General features: G+C 43.6%; 19 protein-coding genes. 13 read left to right on the forward strand and 6 right to left on the reverse strand.

All coding sequences use genetic code 11. From position 1 onward, the window contains the following. Positions 1-6: 6 nt before the first annotated feature. The 4 genes from L1D22_RS11085 (at position 7) to L1D22_RS11100 (ending at position 3,672) form a co-directional block, all read left to right on the forward strand. The gene (locus L1D22_RS11085; RefSeq protein ID WP_239829806.1) at positions 7-726 is read left to right on the forward strand and encodes an energy-coupling factor ABC transporter ATP-binding protein; all 720 of its coding nucleotides are present in this window, start codon (positions 7-9) and stop codon (positions 724-726) included. Further along, positions 704-1,288: a molybdenum cofactor guanylyltransferase MobA gene (gene mobA, locus L1D22_RS11090; RefSeq protein ID WP_239829807.1), complete on the forward strand. Its 585-nt coding sequence runs from the start codon at positions 704-706 to the stop codon at positions 1,286-1,288. The genes L1D22_RS11085 and mobA overlap by 23 nt, the downstream gene beginning before the upstream one ends. Continuing rightward, positions 1,288-3,105 carry a bifunctional molybdopterin-guanine dinucleotide biosynthesis adaptor protein MobB/molybdopterin molybdotransferase MoeA gene (locus L1D22_RS11095; protein WP_239829808.1) on the forward strand — a complete coding sequence of 606 codons (1,818 nt, stop codon included), beginning with the start codon at positions 1,288-1,290 and terminating at the stop codon, positions 3,103-3,105. The genes mobA and L1D22_RS11095 overlap by 1 nt, the downstream gene beginning before the upstream one ends. 300 nt (positions 3,106-3,405) lie before the next feature. Next, a complete protein-coding gene (locus L1D22_RS11100) occupies positions 3,406-3,672 on the forward strand; it encodes a DUF2960 family protein (protein WP_017063882.1) in 267 nt (88 codons plus the stop codon). 194 nt (positions 3,673-3,866) lie between these two features. On the opposite strand, the gene nagK is transcribed toward L1D22_RS11100, so the two are convergent. Next, entirely contained in the window at positions 3,867-4,775 is a 909-nt protein-coding gene (gene nagK, locus L1D22_RS11105; RefSeq protein WP_239829809.1) for an N-acetylglucosamine kinase, read from the reverse strand. A 163-nt stretch (positions 4,776-4,938) separates the two neighbouring features. Then, positions 4,939-5,679 carry a tRNA-uridine aminocarboxypropyltransferase gene (locus tag L1D22_RS11110; protein WP_239829810.1) on the reverse strand — a complete coding sequence of 247 codons (741 nt, stop codon included), beginning with the start codon at positions 5,677-5,679 and terminating at the stop codon, positions 4,939-4,941. A gap of 78 nt (positions 5,680-5,757) precedes the next feature. Here L1D22_RS11110 and L1D22_RS11115 point away from each other — a divergent pair, with 78 nt between their 5' ends. Continuing rightward, positions 5,758-6,561 (forward strand): sterol desaturase family protein, encoded by an 804-nt coding sequence (locus tag L1D22_RS11115; protein ID WP_239829811.1) that lies wholly within the window; start codon positions 5,758-5,760, stop codon positions 6,559-6,561. A gap of 71 nt (positions 6,562-6,632) precedes the next feature. Here the strand turns inward: L1D22_RS11115 and L1D22_RS11120 are convergent, their stop codons facing one another. Continuing rightward, positions 6,633-8,687: a methyl-accepting chemotaxis protein gene (locus L1D22_RS11120; RefSeq protein WP_239829812.1), complete on the reverse strand. Its 2,055-nt coding sequence runs from the start codon at positions 8,685-8,687 to the stop codon at positions 6,633-6,635. A gap of 104 nt (positions 8,688-8,791) precedes the next feature. On the opposite strand from L1D22_RS11120, the gene L1D22_RS11125 reads away from it, so the two are divergent. Further along, positions 8,792-9,277 (forward strand): NlpC/P60 family protein, encoded by a 486-nt coding sequence (locus L1D22_RS11125; RefSeq protein WP_017057292.1) that lies wholly within the window; start codon positions 8,792-8,794, stop codon positions 9,275-9,277. Positions 9,278-9,364: 87 nt separating this feature from the next. Here L1D22_RS11125 and L1D22_RS11130 read toward each other — a convergent pair whose 3' ends face one another. Beyond that, complete coding sequence (locus tag L1D22_RS11130) at positions 9,365-9,709, reverse strand: DUF3802 family protein (protein WP_017629902.1); 345 nt, start codon at positions 9,707-9,709, stop codon at positions 9,365-9,367. An 812-nt stretch (positions 9,710-10,521) separates the two neighbouring features. Between L1D22_RS11130 and L1D22_RS11135 the strand changes: the two genes are divergently transcribed. Both L1D22_RS11135 and L1D22_RS11140 read left to right on the forward strand, forming a co-directional pair. Then, a complete protein-coding gene (locus tag L1D22_RS11135; RefSeq protein WP_239829813.1) occupies positions 10,522-11,388 on the forward strand; it encodes a fructosamine kinase family protein in 867 nt (288 codons plus the stop codon). A 63-nt stretch (positions 11,389-11,451) separates the two neighbouring features. Beyond that, positions 11,452-11,655 (forward strand): CPXCG motif-containing cysteine-rich protein, encoded by a 204-nt coding sequence (locus L1D22_RS11140; protein WP_017059600.1) that lies wholly within the window; start codon positions 11,452-11,454, stop codon positions 11,653-11,655. A 100-nt stretch (positions 11,656-11,755) separates the two neighbouring features. Here L1D22_RS11140 and L1D22_RS11145 read toward each other — a convergent pair whose 3' ends face one another. Continuing rightward, positions 11,756-12,370: a riboflavin synthase subunit alpha gene (locus tag L1D22_RS11145; protein ID WP_239829814.1), complete on the reverse strand. Its 615-nt coding sequence runs from the start codon at positions 12,368-12,370 to the stop codon at positions 11,756-11,758. 161 nt (positions 12,371-12,531) lie between these two features. Here L1D22_RS11145 and L1D22_RS11150 point away from each other — a divergent pair, with 161 nt between their 5' ends. After that, positions 12,532-13,902, forward strand: coding sequence for an MATE family efflux transporter (locus tag L1D22_RS11150; RefSeq protein WP_176681209.1), 1,371 nt, complete (start codon positions 12,532-12,534; stop codon positions 13,900-13,902). Positions 13,903-14,026: 124 nt separating this feature from the next. On the opposite strand, the gene L1D22_RS11155 is transcribed toward L1D22_RS11150, so the two are convergent. Further along, positions 14,027-14,872, reverse strand: a complete 846-nt coding sequence (locus tag L1D22_RS11155) for a DNA ligase (protein ID WP_345772807.1) — start codon at positions 14,870-14,872, stop codon at positions 14,027-14,029. Positions 14,873-15,205: 333 nt separating this feature from the next. On the opposite strand from L1D22_RS11155, the gene L1D22_RS11160 reads away from it, so the two are divergent. The 4 genes from L1D22_RS11160 to L1D22_RS11175 all read left to right on the forward strand — a co-directional run bounded on the left by L1D22_RS11160 (position 15,206) and on the right by L1D22_RS11175 (position 19,215). Continuing rightward, complete coding sequence (locus L1D22_RS11160; RefSeq protein ID WP_239829816.1) at positions 15,206-15,535, forward strand: STAS domain-containing protein; 330 nt, start codon at positions 15,206-15,208, stop codon at positions 15,533-15,535. Positions 15,536-15,596: 61 nt separating this feature from the next. Next, positions 15,597-16,430: an OmpA family protein gene (locus L1D22_RS11165; RefSeq protein ID WP_239829817.1), complete on the forward strand. Its 834-nt coding sequence runs from the start codon at positions 15,597-15,599 to the stop codon at positions 16,428-16,430. Then, complete coding sequence (locus L1D22_RS11170) at positions 16,427-18,526, forward strand: SLBB domain-containing protein (RefSeq protein WP_239829818.1); 2,100 nt, start codon at positions 16,427-16,429, stop codon at positions 18,524-18,526. Before L1D22_RS11165 ends, L1D22_RS11170 begins: the two co-directional genes overlap by 4 nt. Then, positions 18,526-19,215: a chromosome partitioning protein ParA gene (locus L1D22_RS11175; protein ID WP_239829851.1), complete on the forward strand. Its 690-nt coding sequence runs from the start codon at positions 18,526-18,528 to the stop codon at positions 19,213-19,215. The genes L1D22_RS11170 and L1D22_RS11175 overlap by 1 nt, the downstream gene beginning before the upstream one ends. Positions 19,216-19,699: the final 484 nt, after the last annotated feature.

Here is a 19,699-nt window from a genome sequence, read left to right on the forward strand (position 1 = left end):
GCTGTCATGAGTATAAAAATAACAACGCAGCAAATTTCAATGCGTTACAAAGAGCGTGTTTTGTTCCATATCCCTGAGCTGTCGATCGGCCCTAACGATGCTATTTATCTGAAGGGTGACAACGGTGTTGGCAAAACGACCCTACTTAAAATCTTGTCAGGTTTGATCAAACCAAGCTCTGGCCGTGTTCAATGCCCAACACAAAGTTGGCAACATAACCTGTTTCCTAGACTAAAATTCAAAGACATCATCTATCTCCATCAAACCCCTTACCTATTTGATGGCTCTGTGTACCAAAATGTCGCTTATGGCATTCGCTTTAACAAAGAGAGCCAAAAAGATAAGCGAGCTCAAATAATTAATGCTTTGAGGATGGTAGGTTTAGAAACCCTAGCAGACGAGCACATTTCTGTGTTGTCTGGTGGTGAGCGTCAACGCGTAGCAATGGCAAGAGCTTGGATTCTTAAGCCTTCAATCTTGCTGATGGACGAACCAAGTGCTTCTTTAGACAAAGAATCTATTGAAAGATTGGTGATTATGGCCGAAGATCTTCTTCAGAGAGGCGCGAGTTTAGTCATTACCAGTCACCAAACCAACGCGTTAACCGATTTGTGCAAGAAGCAGTGGTGGATTAAAGACAACACCTTGACCGAATCACCGCTTCTGCAAGTAATTAAAAAGAACAAAGCACAAGAGAATATTTATGCTGCTTCCAACGCAAACTAGTTGGGTTATTTTGGCTGGCGGACAAGCCAGTCGCATGGGCGGAAAAGATAAAGGACTCGTTGAGCTCAACGGTTCCCCGCTTATTCAATACGTTATAGACAAGCTGTCACAACAAGATGTCAGCATCACCATCAATGCGAACCGTAACCTCGACAGTTACCAAGCATTCGCTCCCGTTGTTTCAGATTCCTTCCCTGATTACCCAGGTCCTTTGGGTGGTATTCACGCTGGCCTTAAAAACGCGGCAACAGATTGGGTAGGCTTTGTTCCTTGCGACAGCCCGCAAATCAGTGACGACCTTGTCGAGCGTTTTTGCGCTGCGGTAAAAGAAGACAGCGATATTCTTGTGGCTCACGATGGTGAATATAAACAGCCTGTGTTTACCCTATTTCACAAGCGAGTACTTCCAAAGTTAGAAGCCTTTTTAGAACGTGGCGACCGCAAGATCATCTTGCTGTACAAAGAGTGTGTGACTGAGTACGTCGATTTTAGCGACGCACCAAACTGCTTTGTAAATCTCAATACGCCAGAAGAACTCAACCAATTCGGAACGCTTCAATAATGAAAGATTCAAAACAACGCCCTAACCTGCCTTTATTAGGTTTTGCTGCTTACAGCGGTACAGGCAAAACAACCGTACTTGAAGCGTTACTGCCTTTGCTTACCAGCGCAGGTTTGAAAGTGGGTGTTCTTAAACACGCTCACCACGATTTCGATGTCGATAAGCCGGGTAAAGACAGTTACCGCCTACGTAAAGCGGGCGCTAATCAAATGTTGATCGCTTCGCGTAACCGTCATGTCATGATGACAGAAACGCCAGAAGCCGAAGCAGACTTTGATTATCTGCTTACACGTTTCGATACCAACACGCTGGACTTAATTTTGGTTGAAGGCTGCAAGAACATCGCCTTTCCTAAGATTGAGCTTCACCGAGAAGAAGTGGGCAAACCTTGGCTTTATCCAAACGATGACAACATCATTGCTATCGCAGCGGACAGCAAAGTTGAATCTGACCTGCCACAAATGGCGATCAGCGACTTAGAAGCGATTCGTGATTTCATCATCGACTATGCTCAATCGTTCGACCCTGCTTCGAAAACAAGTAAAGTCGCTTCGTGTGCATCATCAAAAGACAACACGCCAGTTGTCTGTTGTGACTCCTTATCTCCAGCCGGTTTAACGGTAACTCAAGGTCAGCAAAAAATTGTTGATAGCATTGATGCACTAGAGCTGATTGAATCTGTTGCGTTAGAGCAAAGTTATGGTCGTGTATTGGCTGAAGATGTTATCTCGCCAATCAACGTGCCTCAGAACACAAACTCTGCAATGGACGGCTACGCCATTCGTGGTGAAGATTTAGAGCTAGATAGCTACCACGTTGTTGCTGAAGTGATGGCAGGACACAGCTATGATAAAGCCGTTCAACAAGGCGAAGCCGTTAAGATCATGACAGGCGCGCCAATGCCTGAAGGTGTTGATGTGGTTGTGATGCGTGAGCAAGCCGTTCAAGAAGGTGACACAGTTAGCTTCCCAGATGCGAAAATCTCAGTAGGACAAAATATCCGTATGGCGGGCGAAGATCTAGAAATCGGTCAGCCTGTCTTTACTCGTGGCACACGAATCGAAGCACCAGAAATGGGTATGATGGCGTCACTGGGTTTCGGTACCTGCCCTGTTCTGCGTAAAGTGAAAGTGGGCGTGTTCTCGACGGGTGATGAAGTTCAAGCGCCGGGTAGCGAACAAAAACCAAACTCTATCTACGATTCAAACCGTTTTACTATTATCGGAATGCTGCAAAAACTTGGTTGTGACATCGTCGATTACGGCATCATTGAAGATGAAGAACAGAAGATGATGGATGTACTTCACGCGGCTTCTTTAGAAACTGATATGGTTCTGACGTCTGGTGGTGTGTCTGTTGGTGATGCTGACTACATCAAACTTGCGTTGGACAAATTGGGTGAGATTAATTTCTGGCGTATCAACATGCGTCCGGGGCGCCCTCTTGCTTACGGTAAAATTGAAGACAAACCTTTCTTCGGTTTACCGGGCAACCCAGTTGCGGTAATGGTGTCGTTCATTAACTTTGTAGAGCCTGCAATTCGTAAGCTACAAGGTCAAACTAACTGGACACCAGTGAAAGCGAACGCGGTTGCGACGGAGCAATTACGTTCTCGCCAAGGTCGCACTGAGTTCAGCCGTGGTGTGTTCTCAATGAACGAATCTGGTGTGCTTGAAGTGAAGACGACGGGTAAACAAGGCTCAGGTATTCTGCGCTCAATGAGTGAAGCAAACTGCTTAATCGAAATATCACCAGCGGTTGATACGGTCAAAGTCGGTGAGACAGTGACGATCATTCCACTGCAAGGTCGTGTTTGATTCAAAGCTCAAACACCTAAATTGATTTACCAGATCTTTAATTGACTTGGCTGCTTTTCAATTGATTTGGAAGATCTTCGCCAAGACATAGACTAGGTCCCTTATATCGAGGTTTCGATGTTATGGGGCTTTTTGTTCTTTGCGTTTCGTGAAAACAACCTGTTCATTTCCTAAAGACAAATAATTTAAATTACGCTAAACGTTTAGGACGATAATCTTAAGATTTCTTACCATTACCTTGAGCCATGTACGGTTTTTATGTAGAGTGCGCGCAAAGTAATAATTCTATTGGAGAGCATCATGGCTCGTACCATTCTGTATACCTATAAAGACGAAGACAAAGAGTTACTGTTTTCTAAACAAGAACACCGCACGATCCAAGAAGCTGTAGCTGCAGCGGAAGGTATCGATATCTCTGAGTATCTTAAAACTGAGCAACAGCTTGAGTTGATTTCTGATACGAAAGCGGTTCGTAACTACCAAGATAACTACTTCCGTAAGCTTGGCTTTACAAAGCTTACGTTGAAGCAAAAAGACAACCTTGGTGTTGGTAAAAAGAAGAAGTAAGCCCTCTGGCTTTTTTTCTTGATATTTAGCTTCTAGGCTCTAGCTTCAAGCTTTTCGTTTTGGTGTTATTAGTTAAGAGTTAGTAGTTAAGACTTAAGAAACGAAAACACCAAACCATAAAAAATGCCGCAACCTCTTTCGAGATTGCTGCATTTTTATTTATGCTTTTCAACTAGTTCAACGTTAAGTCGCGATTACTTAATGTTAAGGAATGCAGCACCACGAACGCCGCCTGAATCACCGTGTTTCGCTTTGATGATCTTAGGACACTTCGCTACAGACAGAAGGTACTTAGGTACACGCTTTGGCATCTCTTCGTAGATAAGCTCGAAGTTTGAAAGACCGCCACCCAGTGCAACAACATGTGGGTCAAGACCAGTAAACAGGTTCGCGAAACAGATAGCCAATAGTTCCATGAAGCGATCAACGTGCTCAGCCGCTTTTGCTTCGCCTTCGTTGTATGCTTGAATGATCTCAATCGCTTTCTTCTTCTCGCCGTAGTAGTGCTCGTAAATCAACTCAAAGCCACGACCAGATAGGTAGCTGTCTAGACAACCTTTCTTACCACAACCACAGCCTAGTAGTGGCGCGTTGTCGCCAAGGTGGAACCATGCATCAATAGGAAGACGCATATGGCCTAGCTCGCCTGCAACGTGGTTACGTCCAGAGAAAACTTTACCTTCATAAACTAAACCACCACCGAAGCCTGTACCTAGAATTAGGCCAGCCACTGATGGTTCATCTTTAAGTTCATCATCCCATGCTTCTGAAAGTGCAAAACAGTTCGCATCGTTCTCAATTTTTACACTACGACCAATAAGCACTTCTAAGTCTTTACGTAGTGGCTTGCCTGTTGAAGCCGGTACGTTAACAACCAGCATTGTGCCGTCGTCTGCGTTTTCCATGCCAGGAAGACCAAGGCCAATTTTGCCTTCGCAAGAGAATTCGCTATCGTATTTTTTAACCAAGCCAGCAATCGTATCAAGCAGTAATTGATAATCGTCTGTTGGTGTTGGAACACGCTCTGTTGCTACTCGTTCGAGTTTTTCATTGAATGCACCAAACTCAATTTTTGTGCCGCCAACATCGAAGCCGTAATACATGAAATCTCTCCAATTTTTCCCTAAATTCGGGCAAATAAAATTTTTAAATTAAACAACTAAGGAGCATTATCCATAACACTCCCCCTACAAACCGTGATAGATAACAAACTTATCTCGTGTTCGAGTCTGTTTGAACAACAAGTCAGCACAAAGCGGTTAAAGGTTAGAGTGACGTCTCACTTTTACTGTGCTCTATGAAAGCGTTCAGGCTAGGTTTGGTCGGATCTGATTTATAACGCGTCTTACTTAGCATGTAGCTTTCGCGAAATGCTTCAAACCAAAGTTGTAAAGTCTTCGCGCCCTGCTCTTCACCTGCTTGTTTTAATACCAAGCTCGCCACTTCTGCTGTAGATAGATGTTGGTCGTTGTCTGACTTACGCATCATGTATTGAGAAACCGACTCAGGCTCAATCGATAACACAGGTAAATCTTGAAGGTACTCAGAACGTCTAAAGATGCGTCTTGCTTCACGCCAGCTACCATCGATGAAAATCAGCAGCAGCTTTTTATTTGGGTCACGCATTTGTGGTAAGTCTTGCACCACTCGCGTTTTGTCATCGGTGTAGTCTTCAGGGAACACAATGATAGGCTGATACTTGTCGTCTTTCAGTACATCCAACATCTCTGCGTTGGGTTCAGTTCGATGCCAAAGGTAAACATGGCTGTCTTTTACGGTATCCACAATCAATCGGCCGGTGTTACTTGGCTTTAAGATTTCGTTGTCTGACAAGATCAACATGGTCGCGACGTTCGTATCTATGTTTGGTTGATGTTCACAGATACAACTGTCTTGTTTGATTTTGCAATACTCACATCGCACAACTTTACATCCGCGCGCGTTAAACGGTTTGGTAGAAAGAGATAAACGGTGTTGGTACAAACGGTGGAAAGCGTGGATTCTCATGGATAATAACGACAGATAGAACTAGAAAAGTGGCACGATTGTACTTACAGTGGCTTGATAATGATAGAAGGAATTCTTATGCAGGACCCATCGCTACTTCGCCTTGTCTGTTTTATCACCGCTTTCATCTTGTGTGCGTTGTGGGAGTACCGTGCTCCTAGAAAAACACTGACTCAAAACAAGTGGTTTCGTTGGGGCAACAACTTCTCATTGATGGCGGTTAACAGCGTATTGTTGGCAACATTGATCCCCGTAGCAGCGTTTCAAGCGGCTTTGATTGCTGAGCAAAACCAATGGGGCTTGTTTAATAACATTACGCTTCCTTTTGAAATCACCGTGTTTCTCTGTGTCGTGTTGTTAGACCTTGCCATTTACACTCAGCATCTCGTCTTCCACCGTATTCCCCTGCTTTGGAAACTTCATCGTGTTCATCACGCAGATCTGGATATTGACGTAACGACAGGCACACGCTTTCACCCGATTGAGATGATCTTATCGATGCTGATTAAAGTCGCATTGATTTTCGTACTCGGCGTACCGGCTTTAGCGGTGGTGATATTTGAAGTGGTGTTGAATGTGAGTGCGATGTTCAACCATAGTAATGGTCGTTTGCCGTTATGGTTCGATAAGCAATTACGCAAAGTGATTGTCACGCCTGACATGCATCGAGTTCATCACTCTGTGATCGTCAAAGAAACGCATTCGAATTTTGGTTTCTTCTTATCAGTGTGGGACATTTGGTTCAAAACCTATCGCGCTCAACCTAAGCTTGGTCACGACAAGGTAAGCATTGGCGTTCCAGAAATACGCGATGGAAAAGAACAAAGGCTAGATAAGTTGATTACCCAGCCATTTAGATATAATCAGGAAAATAAGAACTAACAAGCTATCCGAAAGTTTTGCTTTATTATTGTGGTTCAGTTTTTAAGTTCTTAAGGCACTAGCAATATTCGCTATTTTTCTGCATCAAACTGGTACTTATGAAGCATAGCTTGTTGGTGGCCCGCGATTTCTGCCACCTGCTCTGAGCTTTCAATCATGGATTCAAGTTGTAACTTAGTATTCTCACCCTGTTCAGAAACACGGGTGATCGAATGTGTTACATCAACCGTTGCACGTGCTTGTTGCTCTGTTGCCACCATGATTTGTTCAACACGTCCTTTAATCTGGCTAACTGCAACCTCTATTTTTTCAAAAGCTTGTTTCACATCGCCACTGGTTTGCAGTGCATTGGCCATTTCACTTCGAGATTCAGTCACAGACGTTCGAGAGCGATCAGCCGCAGCCACCAGCTCATTCATCATATTGCGAATATTGGTGGTTTGTTGAGATGTGCCACTCGCCAATTTGCGTACTTCGTCGGCAACGACAGCAAAGCCGCGACCTTGCTCTCCTGCTCGTGCTGCTTCAATGGCCGCATTCAGTGCTAACAAGTTAGTGTTTTCTGCAATACCGCTGATCATATCGACCATTTCACGAATCTGTTTCACGCGGCCATCAAGGTCGGCCATTGATTCTTCGTTCATGCTTAGTGAATGTTCTAACGCTTGCAAACGTTGCTGGTTCAGCCCAACCACCTGACTACCATTGACTGACTCGTCTTCTGCAACTTGTGCATCGTCATTGGATGCATTTGAAATACGTGCAATTTCACCGATTGACGCTTCAAGTTCAGTGATCGTAGTGATCATATTCTGTAGCGATTCGTTTTGCTCGTTCAAGCTAGAATTAGTTTGCTCTGCAGCGTCGTGGCTTACCTCAGCCGTTTGGTAAAGCGTTTCACAGTTACGAGTCACCAAGCGAACCGAGTCAGCGGTTGAATCGACAACGGTATTCAGTTTCGAGGCAATCACTTGTAACTCTAATGGCCCCACCAATGCACTGTGCTTCGAGAAATCGTGGTTTGCGAGCAAGCTTAATTGCTGAGTAATGTTTTTCAATCCTTTGTTTACCCAGCGGCGCAGTACTAACCATGAGATCACAATGATCACGGCAATCACTAGGCCACTAATAAACAACACACGATCAATGTTGGTGATGGTTTGGGTGACGACCAGTTCGCTTTCGTCAATCAGGTGCGCAGCGGTCGAAGATAGCTGGTTCAATGTATTAATAACGGTATTCGCCAAGGTAATCACTTGGGCTAGGTTCTGCTCTTGCTGCTTAACCAGTTCCAATTTAAGCAGTATTTGTCTAATCACACCTTCTTCTGTAAAGCCTTCTTTTACCATCTCATAAGGTGCAGTAAGGCTTGCGAACTCCGCGATGTCTGGATGCCAATCAGCAAAGTCACTGTAAGCTAAGTTAAGGCCAGCGATTCGGTTTCTCAGTTGACGGTACTCGTCTTGGGCTTTATCGATGTCAGATTGCATCATTAACATCAAGAATGTATTGGCCATTGCTGACGCGCTTGATGTAAACCGGTTCGCAGCGTCACTGGCTTCTGGATTGTCTTCGACTAAAAACGAACTGATACGGTTCATTTCCGGTCCGATAGAGCCGACACCATAACGAAACTCGCCCATTTTACTGTCGATCAGATTCTGTTTACTTTGAATATCAATTTGCGCCAACAGAACCGTATTGGTCATCTGTTGCAGCTGCGCCATATCATCAATAAGGATTTGTTGCTGTTCTAAAGAGATCGCATCAGGAAAAGACTGAGAGATAAAAAGGAGTTCCTCTAGGATTGCGTTACTCTCGGAAGCGAGTTGATCAACGGAGCCTCTTGTTGCGTTAAGCGTGTCTAAATCGGTTGATTGGGTGCTGTAAGTGAGAAGTTTGACTTGTTCTAATACGCTTTGCGTTAATTCTGCGTTGTGAAGTGCGAGTGGTAACGCCTGTTCCGATAGCGTATCGAAATACCCTCCTACTCGCTCAACCCCTCTTATACTGACCATAGATAAAAAGCTGACAAGTAACAGAATGGAAATAAAGACCGCACTAACGGTTTGAATGAGCGAGAATGTATAACGTGAGGGTTTTATTGATAAATTTGTGTCGGGCATGTGAAATCCAGTTTGACTACGAAAAGAGATATCCTTAAGTTAGTCCGTATACTAGAAGTCCTTGATGACGTTTTTATTTCATTTTTTTTTCAGAAGAGTTACATATGAAATTCAGAAAAATGCTTGCAGTTACAATAACTTTCGCAACATTAGCCGCATGTAGCTCGACCCCGTCTCCTTCTCAGCTTAGTCAAACCGCACAGAAACCTTTATCAAAGTCAGAACAATTGACTAAAAATGCTTATATGAGCGTGTATGAGCAGTGGAAAGGCGTGCCCTACCATTTCGGTGGAACCTCATTTAGAGGTGTAGATTGCTCTGCTTTTGTGCAGATTGCCGTCCAAAATGCGACCCAACAAGCCCTACCAAGAACCACAAAAGACCAGAGCCAAAAGGGAAAAGAAATTGCGTATGAACAGGCAACGAGTGGTGACTTAGTGTTTTTTAAGACATCGATGACAGTGCGACACGTGGGAGTTTACCTAGGAAATAATCAATTCCTACATGCTTCTACATCGAAAGGGGTGATTATATCGAGGCTGGACAACCCTTATTGGGCTTCCAAGTTTTGGCACTTCAGGCGTTTATAGCAGTTCAAGAGATTCACCGCTGAACGACATAACATCAAATGTTACGGCTTAAACGCCCTTTACTATTTTAGATTGATACGCGAATAGTTAGTCGTATTTAGCGACAGCCGTATCAAACAAGTTTTTCACTAACGCGATGTACTCGTCTAGGAATACGATCTGTTCGTTAGTCGCCTTCTTAGCCCACACACCGGCTAATACTTCACCTAAATCTGCAACAACGGCGTCTGCTTCTTTCAGCAGTTGAAAACGTACACTGGCGTGCAGTTCAGGGTTTTGTTCGAAGATAGCCATGATGTTCGTTGAAATCATGTCTGTAATAATGTCTTCGACACTTTCATTTCCTGTATCACCATTACCATTGGTAAATACATCTAGGTTGAATGATAGGTGCTCGATTAAAGCTAGATAGCCATCGGTTTCTACAACCACAATAAATCTCCGTTTTAAGCTCTTAAGCAGATTAACACGTTCTAAGCTAATACTATGTAAATGAAGTCATTTGTCATCATTTTATTGCTAAAAGTAATATTAAAATAATCTTTGCTAGCATTTAAGCTCAAAATTGAATCAATCTACAAACAAAGCAGAGAAATAAGACTTAACAACGGTTTCAAGTGCCATCTTGATGGGCACTCACCCCGCGTTTCACACGACGCAATTTCTGGACTATTAGGGCGTGTTGATCTTTCGAGCTGATTTTTGCAGCGAGTTGCTGGGTATTTATGCAAGGCAGAGGCTTCGATGTGTAGCTAGCCTACATGAGAAGCCGATAACGTAGTAGAAATGACCAGCAAACGCTGCCCAAAGGGTTCGGCTAAAAGCGTTTTACTCTTTGTTGAGGGAGATTTGCTTAGAATGACTAGGCTACTTCCCCCTCGCCGCGATTAATACGCTTTTATCTCGAACAAAATTTAACCACGAAAGGTCAACACGCCCTAGTAATAGCTAAAATTTAAGCGTAGACAATAGCAACCCACCTGTGATTTTCTAGTGAACGACCTCTAATTCGATGTCGAATGTGAAGCTAGTTCCAAACTGATACTCATTGCCATGCAACATTTTTTGTCGATTAATCAAAGGCATTGAATCAGTGTCAGTTCACAAATCCGCTAATTGATTCATATTGATATGAATTAGAGCTGAGAACATTGACCAGTACGTCTATAAATTACTCAGATTTATCCTAAACTATTGCTATTAAGCGATAGTATTTCAAATCAACAGTTCTGTGAGGATTTCCTATGTGGCAGGCCATTTCTCAACAGCTTTCAGATACGCTTTTGTTCAACTTTCAGATTACTGAACGCACGAAAGTCTCTGGTGGTGACATTAACGATTGCTATATGATCAGTGATGGTAATGAACGTTACTTTGTTAAAGTGAATCAGCGTGAATTTCTACCCAAGTTTGAAATTGAAGCTGAGAATCTGCGTTTATTAAGAAATACTTCCACCGTGTATGTGCCCGAGCTTGTTCTTATTGGGAAAACCAAAGAATGCTCGTTCATTATCCTCAATTACTTACCAACTAAACCACTAGAAACCGGCAACAACAGTTTCGATTTTGGTGTTCAACTCGCCCAGCTGCACCAATGGGGAGAGCAAAAAGAGTTTGGTTGCGATCAAGACAACTACATCGGCAGTACCCTTCAGCCTAATCCGTGGCATAAAAAATGGGGACGCTTTTTCTCAGAGCAACGCATCGGTTTCCAACTTCAATTGTTGAAAGAGAAAGGCATTGAGTTTGGTGACATCGACGATATTGTCGATGTGGTGAATATGCGACTTGCAGGCCACAACCCTCGCCCTTCTTTGCTTCATGGTGATCTTTGGAATGGTAACGTTGCTAACTCTGCGTTTGGCCCAATTTGTTACGACCCTGCTTGTTACTGGGGTGACCATGAGTGTGATTTGGCGTTAACCGAATTGTTCGAAGGTTTCCCTAAAGAGTTTTATGAAGGTTACCAAAGCATCATGCCGCTCGACGTTGGCTATACTGATCGAAAAGATATTTATAACTTGTACCATCTTCTCAATCACTGTAATCAATTTGGCGGTCATTACTTGGCACAAACCGAAGCGTGTATTCAGAAGATTCAAGCCGTTTAATACCAATTACAGCTGTTTATAAGCGAATACGATTGGTATCAGTTACAGTGAGGAGAATTTGCAATGCATAAATACACAGAGAAACATGTCTCCTGTCCGCATTGTGGACACGGTATCAACATCACGCTTGATGCATCTAATGGTAGCCAAGACTTTTATGACGATTGTCCAGCGTGTTGCAATGCCATTCATTTGGATATGCAGGTCGACGAGGTAAGAGACAGAATCAACCTTTCGATTGATGCCGATGACGAACAAGTATTCTGACAATCAGTTTCTCGTTTAAACCACGATCAAAGAAGAGCACTTCATGTGCTCTTTTTTAATTTGGTCATCGGTGTGATATTATCGATACAAATTCAATGACTTACTGGCTTTTTTGGCTCGCTAATACTCGCTCTACAGTATCAACAATTGCCTGTGTTTGAGGATCGAACTCAATGTTTACTTGATCGCCGACTTCACGGCCGCCAAACAGAGTACGATTCAGCGTTTCTGGGATCAGGTGAACAGAGAAACGGTTATCTTCCACTTCGCCAATCGTCAATGAACAACCATCCACGCCAATATAACCTTTGCTCAACACGTACTTCATCGATTCTTCTGGTAGTTCGAACCAAAGTGTACGGTTGTTTTCTGTTTTAATCACATCGACTAGGTTAGCCATCAAAGTAATGTGGCCCGACATGCTGTGCCCGCCAATTTCGTCACCAAACTTTGCTGCACGCTCAACATTCACTTTGTCACCAACATTCAATTGGCCTAAGTTCGTCAATCGCAATGTCGCTTGCATTAAATCAAAAGCAATCTGGTTACCTGAAATTTCCGTTACCGTTAAGCAACAACCGTTATGAGCTACTGAAGCACCAATGGCTAATCCTTCAACCATTTCGTCACTTAACTCAATGGTATGCGTTTGAAACGACTCTTTTTTGTTGATAGCAACGAGTGTTGCCATGCCTTGAACGATACCTGTAAACATAAGATTCCTATTTATCATTCTAATAACAGTTTTTCATAGCAGTTATTGTGACATTTCTTTATGATTCGTCCAGTGGAAGCTTAAGATCATTGTCTCTGATTCCTTCAGAATGTCCTTTCCTACACTATTATTCTAATTTTCCCTCTTATTTGGAGTTGTTTGTGCATCGTTACAAAGAAGAATCCTCGAATCTAATCAAGCTTGCGACTCCAGTATTGATCGCATCCGTTGCACAAACTGGAATGGGTTTTGTTGATACCGTAATGGCCGGTGGCGTAAGTGCTATCGATATGGCGGCGGTTTCGATTGCAGCAAGTATCTGGCTACCATCAATCCTATTTGGTGTTGGCCTATTGATGGCGTTGGTTCCTGTCGTTGCACAACTGAATGGTTCTGGTCGACAAGTAAAAATTCCATTTGAAATTCAACAAGGCGCATTTTTAGCGCTCGTCATCTCCCTTCCAATCATTGGCGTACTTTTTCAGACACAATTGATATTGGAGTGGATGGACATTGAACAACTCATGGCAGAAAAAACCATCGGTTATATGAATGCGGTGATGTTTGCTGTACCCGCTTTCTTGCTGTTCCAAACCTTGAGAAGCTTTACCGATGGTATGTCTCTAACTAAGCCTGCAATGGTGATTGGTTTTATTGGCTTGCTATTAAACATCCCGCTTAACTGGATGTTCGTATACGGAAAGCTTGGTGCTCCTGCATTGGGTGGTGTTGGCTGTGGCGTTGCAACGGCTATCGTATATTGGGTGATGTTTGCATTGCTGTTCGCTTACGTTTTAACTTCAAAACGTTTAGCGAAAATCAACATCTTCGGTACGTTCCATAAGCCGCAACTTAAAGCTCAAATTCGCTTGTTTAGACTTGGTTTCCCAGTCGCAGCCGCTATCTTCTTCGAGGTAACCTTGTTTGCGGTTGTTTCCTTGTTGGTTGCCCCACTTGGCTCATTGATTGTTGCCGCGCACCAAGTCGCGATCAACTTCTCTTCACTGGTCTTTATGATTCCAATGAGTATTGGTGCCGCCGTGAGTATTCGTGTCGGCCATAAGTTGGGTGAAAACAATACCGAAGGTGCGAAGATCGCGACACACGTGGGTATCATTGTTGGTTTAGTGACTGCATTGATGACAGCGGCGTTGACGGCAATTTTCAGAGAGCAGGTTTCATTGCTGTACACAGAGAATACCGCGGTAATCACGGTTGCAATGCAATTGCTTTTGTTCGCGGCGGTTTATCAATGTACCGACGCCATCCAAGTTATCGCCGCAGGTGCTTTGCGGGGCTACAAAGACATGCGTTCGATCTTCAACATTACCTTTGTGGCTTACTGGTTGCTTGGTCTTCCTATTGGCTACATCTTAGGTATGACAGATTGGATTGTTGAGCCTATGGGGGCACACGGTTTCTGGGTTGGCTTCATAATTGGTCTATCTTCAGCAGCGACTATGCTTGGTATGCGCCTTCATTGGATGCATAAACAAAGTGATGAAGTACAACTGGAGTTCAGCTCTCGATAATCTAGCTAGCAACAATTGTTATAACTAGCATTCGTGTAACCCGCTAAGACATAAAACAAAAAAGAGCTCTGATTTTCAGGGCTCTTTTGCTTTCTAACTTATTGAAATCAGATAATTTAGCGACTCAATAGTCACTCTTCTCTCTAACAAACCTTGCGAACTTTGGTTTACCGTTTTGAGTAAGGCCGTTGTAGCGAAAAGTAATACGGCTGCCAATCTCGGGTGGCGACAATCTCATTTTGTCACTGAACCCGCTGCCAATGTAAAACTCTACGCCCTGTTCGTTGCGAACTAAGATGGAACCCATCATTCCTTTGTATTTGCCCGTTCCGGTTTTATAACCAATCACTGTCGCTTCAGCATCATGGTGCCTTTTGAGTTTTAATAAGTCATTGCTACGACCAGCTTGATAGCGGCTCGTGATCTTGCGAAGCATCAAACCCTCGCCGTGTCGCTCATCTACATTGTCAAGCTCGTGAAACAACGTTTCTTCACTCTTAATGGGAGAGTGTTCAACATAACCGATGTGTGACTCATCGATCACGCTCACCCAATGCAATATGTTGTAATAACGCTTTTGGTAATCTCCGGCAGCACCTGGCATATCGAAGAGCATGAAGTCGATCTGTCGCCAAGCGGTATCGCTAGGTATGTGGTCTAACACTGTTGATTGAACAAGATGAAATTTCCCTCGTCCAGCCCACAACTCTCCTTCTAAGTGCACTTCTGGCAAGCTCTCCGTAAACCACTTTGGTGCGTAAATTCGATTACCATTTCTTGTATAAAGATGCTTTCCATCCCATAAGGCTCGGATACCATCGAGTTTCTCACTCGTCCAATACTCAGAGACGTCTATTCCCTGTTTATAGGTATTGGCTAATACTAACTGTTCAGGTGGTAAATAAGATGAGTGAGAAGGCAATGAAAATGCCCAGAGTGTAGCAACTGCCAATTTGGTTAATCTCATCATCTGCTCCCTATTCGCTCACTGTCTAGATTTGCTCTTTACTCGAGTACTTTTTCCTCAAAGTATTTTTATCCTATGTGGTATCTCGTTAAGGTACGTGAGATTTCATTAGAGATGCGATCCAATCTTCAGTCTTATTTAACTTAACGTTTCATTCGCAATGTCAATCAATTGTGACTCTCAAAAATTCATTCATTTTTAATTCTCATATTGAGAAGTGGCGTTTCTCAATATGACACCCTTCTAAGCTAAAACTCTAACTTATTGAAAATAAACAACATAAAAGTTGGCACATTCAGTGCAATTGTAAAATCATGCATTCAAGGAGATATCATTATGGAATTACGCAAAATTGAGCTAAACACAACAACGCTGACTCTTTCTATTTTCGGTGACTTAGACGCAGCTGGCAGCCGCCACGCACAGACAGATATTGATGATGTGATTTCAAATTATGGTCACAAAGAGATTGAAGTGGACTTCCGTAAAGTGCAGTTTTTAGACTCTTCAGGCATAGGCGCCATTGTTTATATGTTCAAACGCCTAACTGAACGTGAAAGAAACATGCGCTTGGAAAATGTATCAGGTCAGCCATTAGAGATTATGAATCTGCTGCGTATTGGCCACGCTATCCCTGTTAACTCAAAAAATCCTACCAATTCATGAAGATCCACTAAGCTAGAAGTAAGTAAAAATAATAATAAAAAGAAAAACAAAGGACGTTGGCATGAAAAAAATTAAAAACTATATAGCCCTTTCTCTGTCTGTCCTAGTTCTAGGTTGCACGAGTTACCCGGAACAAGGTACAGGGGGAATGGCTGAAAGTTACGATTCTATCAACTACCAAAACTCAGACTTCTCTCCTGTCATGCCCGATGAGCCGCTTGGTCCTGAACACGGACTGCGTTTTGATTGGCAACTAGCAAAACTGCATTTAGATGCCTTAATCCAAGAAGGAGCACGCTGGTGCTTCCCCGCTGCTGTTGTTCAAGCCATTCAAAAACAAAACCGAATCGCACGAGAACTGCAAGGCGGTTTGTTATTGGATGCAGCCAACGACCTTGTTATCCAAAGAAAACGTCTTAACGAACTTGAAGTCCAACTCGACTATGTTACGTCGCAAGCACGCTGTGAACCGCCAAAAAATGAAAACCAATTCCGTATGCAGTTGTCTGTGATTGAACAGCTGTATGACCTGTTAAATGTTGATAACCAATTTGCGCAAGACTCTACCGAAGTGAATCCTAAGTACATGGGGAAACTGGCTGAAGCGTCTTACATTCTAAAAGAAAACAAATCGTTAGACTTAATTGTAACCGGACACGCAGATGCGACTGGCACTGAAGAGTACAACGATAAGCTAGCACTTGGGCGAGCAAAGCAGGTCGAACGTTACCTAACCATCTTTGGCCTTAGCCCACAACGAATCAAGGCTGTGTCTGTGGGTGAAACAGTACCGCTTTTTGAAGGTGAAACCGCAGGTACCCTACTAACTAACCGCCGAGTGAGCATTGAAATTATCTCGCCTAAGAACGCAGCGAAGATGGGAGGTGCACTATGAAAACACTAATTACTTTTTTCATCACAGTCTCTCTTTTCTTCGTGCACTTCGTTCAAGCTAATGATGAGTTTTCAGATGCTGTGCAAGTCGGTGACCTTATACAAGTCAATTTACCCGGCGAAAGCAGCCTAAACACTGGCTTTCAAGTCGATAAACGTGGACGTATCACTCTTCCAGAAGTGGGGACAGTATTCGTTGCGGGGTACGATACTGAGCAGCTAAACAAAGTTGTCCTAGAGGCTCTGGCTACGGCTTATAAAGATCTGTCGAGTGCATCTGTATATGTGAAAGAGCAGCAAATCATCATTTATGTTCAAGGTTATGTACAACAGCCAGGCGAATACACGCTTGCGTTAGGTTCTAGTATCCAAATGGCGTTGTATGCGGCTGGCGGTTTACGTCCGGGGGCACAACTCGACAAGCTGATCTTAAAACGTGGTGCCGACAAAAAAGAGTTCAACTACAAACGTTTTCTAGATTCCGGTGACGAAGCTAACCTACCGACCCTGCAATCGTTAGACTCTCTGTTTGTTCCAGCGTCTCCACTAGTAGGCAACATCGAGCAAGAGTTTGATGCAGCAAAACTTGCTAACTCTGGTGACAGTGCCGATTCTCGCAACGCCATCAAGGTGTTTGGTGAGGTGAACGCACCCGGCTCGTTTACTTACAAAGAAAACACTGACCTAGTTGATGTGCTGATGCGCTCTGGAGGCGTAACCCGTTATGCCAGTGTCGAGCAAATTCGCGTCATTTCGAACAACACACCCACTCTGTTCAACCTTAAGCGCTACCTGGATTCTGGCGATGAAAGCTTGTTGCCAACTCTGCAACCCGGCTCAACCATTTTTGTTCCGAAACAAGAAGAAGAGATTAAATCGGGGGCGAACATGGTTTACGTAATGGGTGAAGTTGCTGCTCCCGGCGCTTTCGAAGGCAAACGCGATGCGACCTTCATGGACATCCTTGCGAACGCAGGCGGCCCAACTCGATTCGCAGAGTCACGACAAATCCGAGTAATTAAAGCGGATGGCAGAGTGCTTAAGTTTGACTTAGCGGCTTACACAGAAGGCCTACCGAACTCTAACCCACCGAGCATAAAAGCGGGTGACGCGATTTTCGTTCCTGAGAAAACCGACATGAATGAGAAGTCTTGGTTGAAGATTACCCCAGACAGAGCGGTTAATGTTATTGGTGAGGTAAACCGACCTGGCCGTATTGAATGGTCAGATGAAATGAACTTCATGGGACTATTGGCTCACGTTGGTGGCCCTACGCTACGTGCTGACACCTCGAAAATTGAAGTTGTGACGGGTAGAAAATTAGTTGTGTTTAACCTAGATGATTTTATCCGTAATGGTGCACCACGAGACCAAATGCCTCAAATTCGCGCGGGTTCTATTGTGCGTGTTCACGACTTACCACAAGATCCTTCAGACAATAAATCACAATGGGTTCGTCAAAGCTCTGATGCTTCGATTTACATCTTCGGACAAGTGAATGCACCTGGTCGCTACCGTTTCACCAAAGATATGCACTTTCTAGATATCTTGTCAGCAGCCGATGGCCCAACTAAAGATGCCGACATACACAATGTTCGTGTGACACACCGTGATAAAACCTACTCTCAAGTCAGTAAACTAAACCTATCACTGTACTTCGAAACGGGTGATGAATCATTGCTGCCAAACGTTACCACTGGCGACACCATCTACATTCCTGAGAAAGGCAAAAACTGGTTAGATACACCGAAAGAAGAAACGGTTCGAGTACTGGGTGCAATCAACAACCCGGGTCGTTACGTGTTTAACGACAACATGACCATCTTAGATATCTTGGCAGAGGCTGCAGGCCCTACTGACAATGCTTACGTAGAGAAAATTACTATTGTGAACATGTCTTGTTGCCAAGGCCAAGCTCGAACCTTCGACCTTGTAGAGTTCAGTAAAACGGCGAACATCTACAACCTACCAGTGTTACGTGCAGGTGATACGATTTACATCCCAGACCGTCGCGAAAGCTTTATAGAGAAAGCCCGCGTAGGCTTAGATGACATCCTGCGTATTACGACCACCATCGTGTTAATAGGAGCATTATGATGACTATTTCAGCAACGCATGCCGAAGTTGAACAACTGTACTTAGCTTCTGAACTGAATGGGCAACGCTCAATCTGTGTGACGGCTTGCCATTCAGGTGACGGCGTAACATCTATCGCAACAGCATTAGCCGAACGCTTCTTGTTAGCGGGTCACTCTACCTTGTATGTTGACCTCAACCTTTTCAACTCTGCGTTTAAGAACTTGCATATGCTTGAAGAAGAACACACAGCGCAGCTTATTGAGCACGTAGAATCTCAACGAACGTTTATTGGTGTCCCTGCTCCACAAGTTACATCAACTCAGTTAGCTTACAAAGATCCAGCGACGCTTAAAAAAGCGGTGACCCAGTGGTTAAGTAAATACGACCGTGTCGTCATTGATACGTCGCCACTACTTAATATCAACAAAGGTAATATTCCTGCTCAATCTGTGGCGAGCGCGTGTGATTGTGCGTTAATTGTCGTTGCTTATGGTGAAACGTCGAGTCATCACCTAGAGCAAGCTAAGAAGCTTCTCGATGCACAAAGCATTTCACTGATGGGTTGTGTGATGAACATGAAGAGCAACCCAAGCTTCGCTCAAGAGCTGATTCGACAAATTAATCGAATGAAGTTTCTGCCGTCTAAGCTTCGTGACCGCCTAGCCAACAAGCTTTATCAAAATGAGTTTTTGAATCTACCTATGTAGCATCCCCTATAAGGTATGGCAGCTGTCATTTTAAAAATGACAGCCTCCACTCTGATTGGCTTTAGAAGCAATTCCCGCTCTGTCTGAATAAATCTTAGTTTGTTATTTTTGACGAAATTAATGCTAAAAATAAGATTTTTAAGAACATTCAACGCATTTCACACACGCCAACTATGGTCTTACCACCTTCAACTCCCTTCAAAGATCAACAGCCCAAGCCTAACTTTCGCGGTAATGTGACACAGACTGTTAAAGCGCCATGTAAATCGCATCAAAGATGGAATTCGTACGATTATTCCCTAAGATTATAAATAGAGGTGGTTTTTGACGAATTTGTAATAGTTTGACAAAGTTATCCGATGGCTGTGAAACACAGTGGATAAATCAAGCAAATCACACTTTATGCTTTGTTGGTTTAGCTACTCATACTCCCGTCGTCCCTCCTTCTGCTCAAATGGTTCAAATACACGGAAAGGATCACCAT

Source organism: Vibrio sp. Isolate34 (assembly GCF_022397915.1).
In the GTDB taxonomy this organism is placed as follows: domain Bacteria; phylum Pseudomonadota; class Gammaproteobacteria; order Enterobacterales; family Vibrionaceae; genus Vibrio.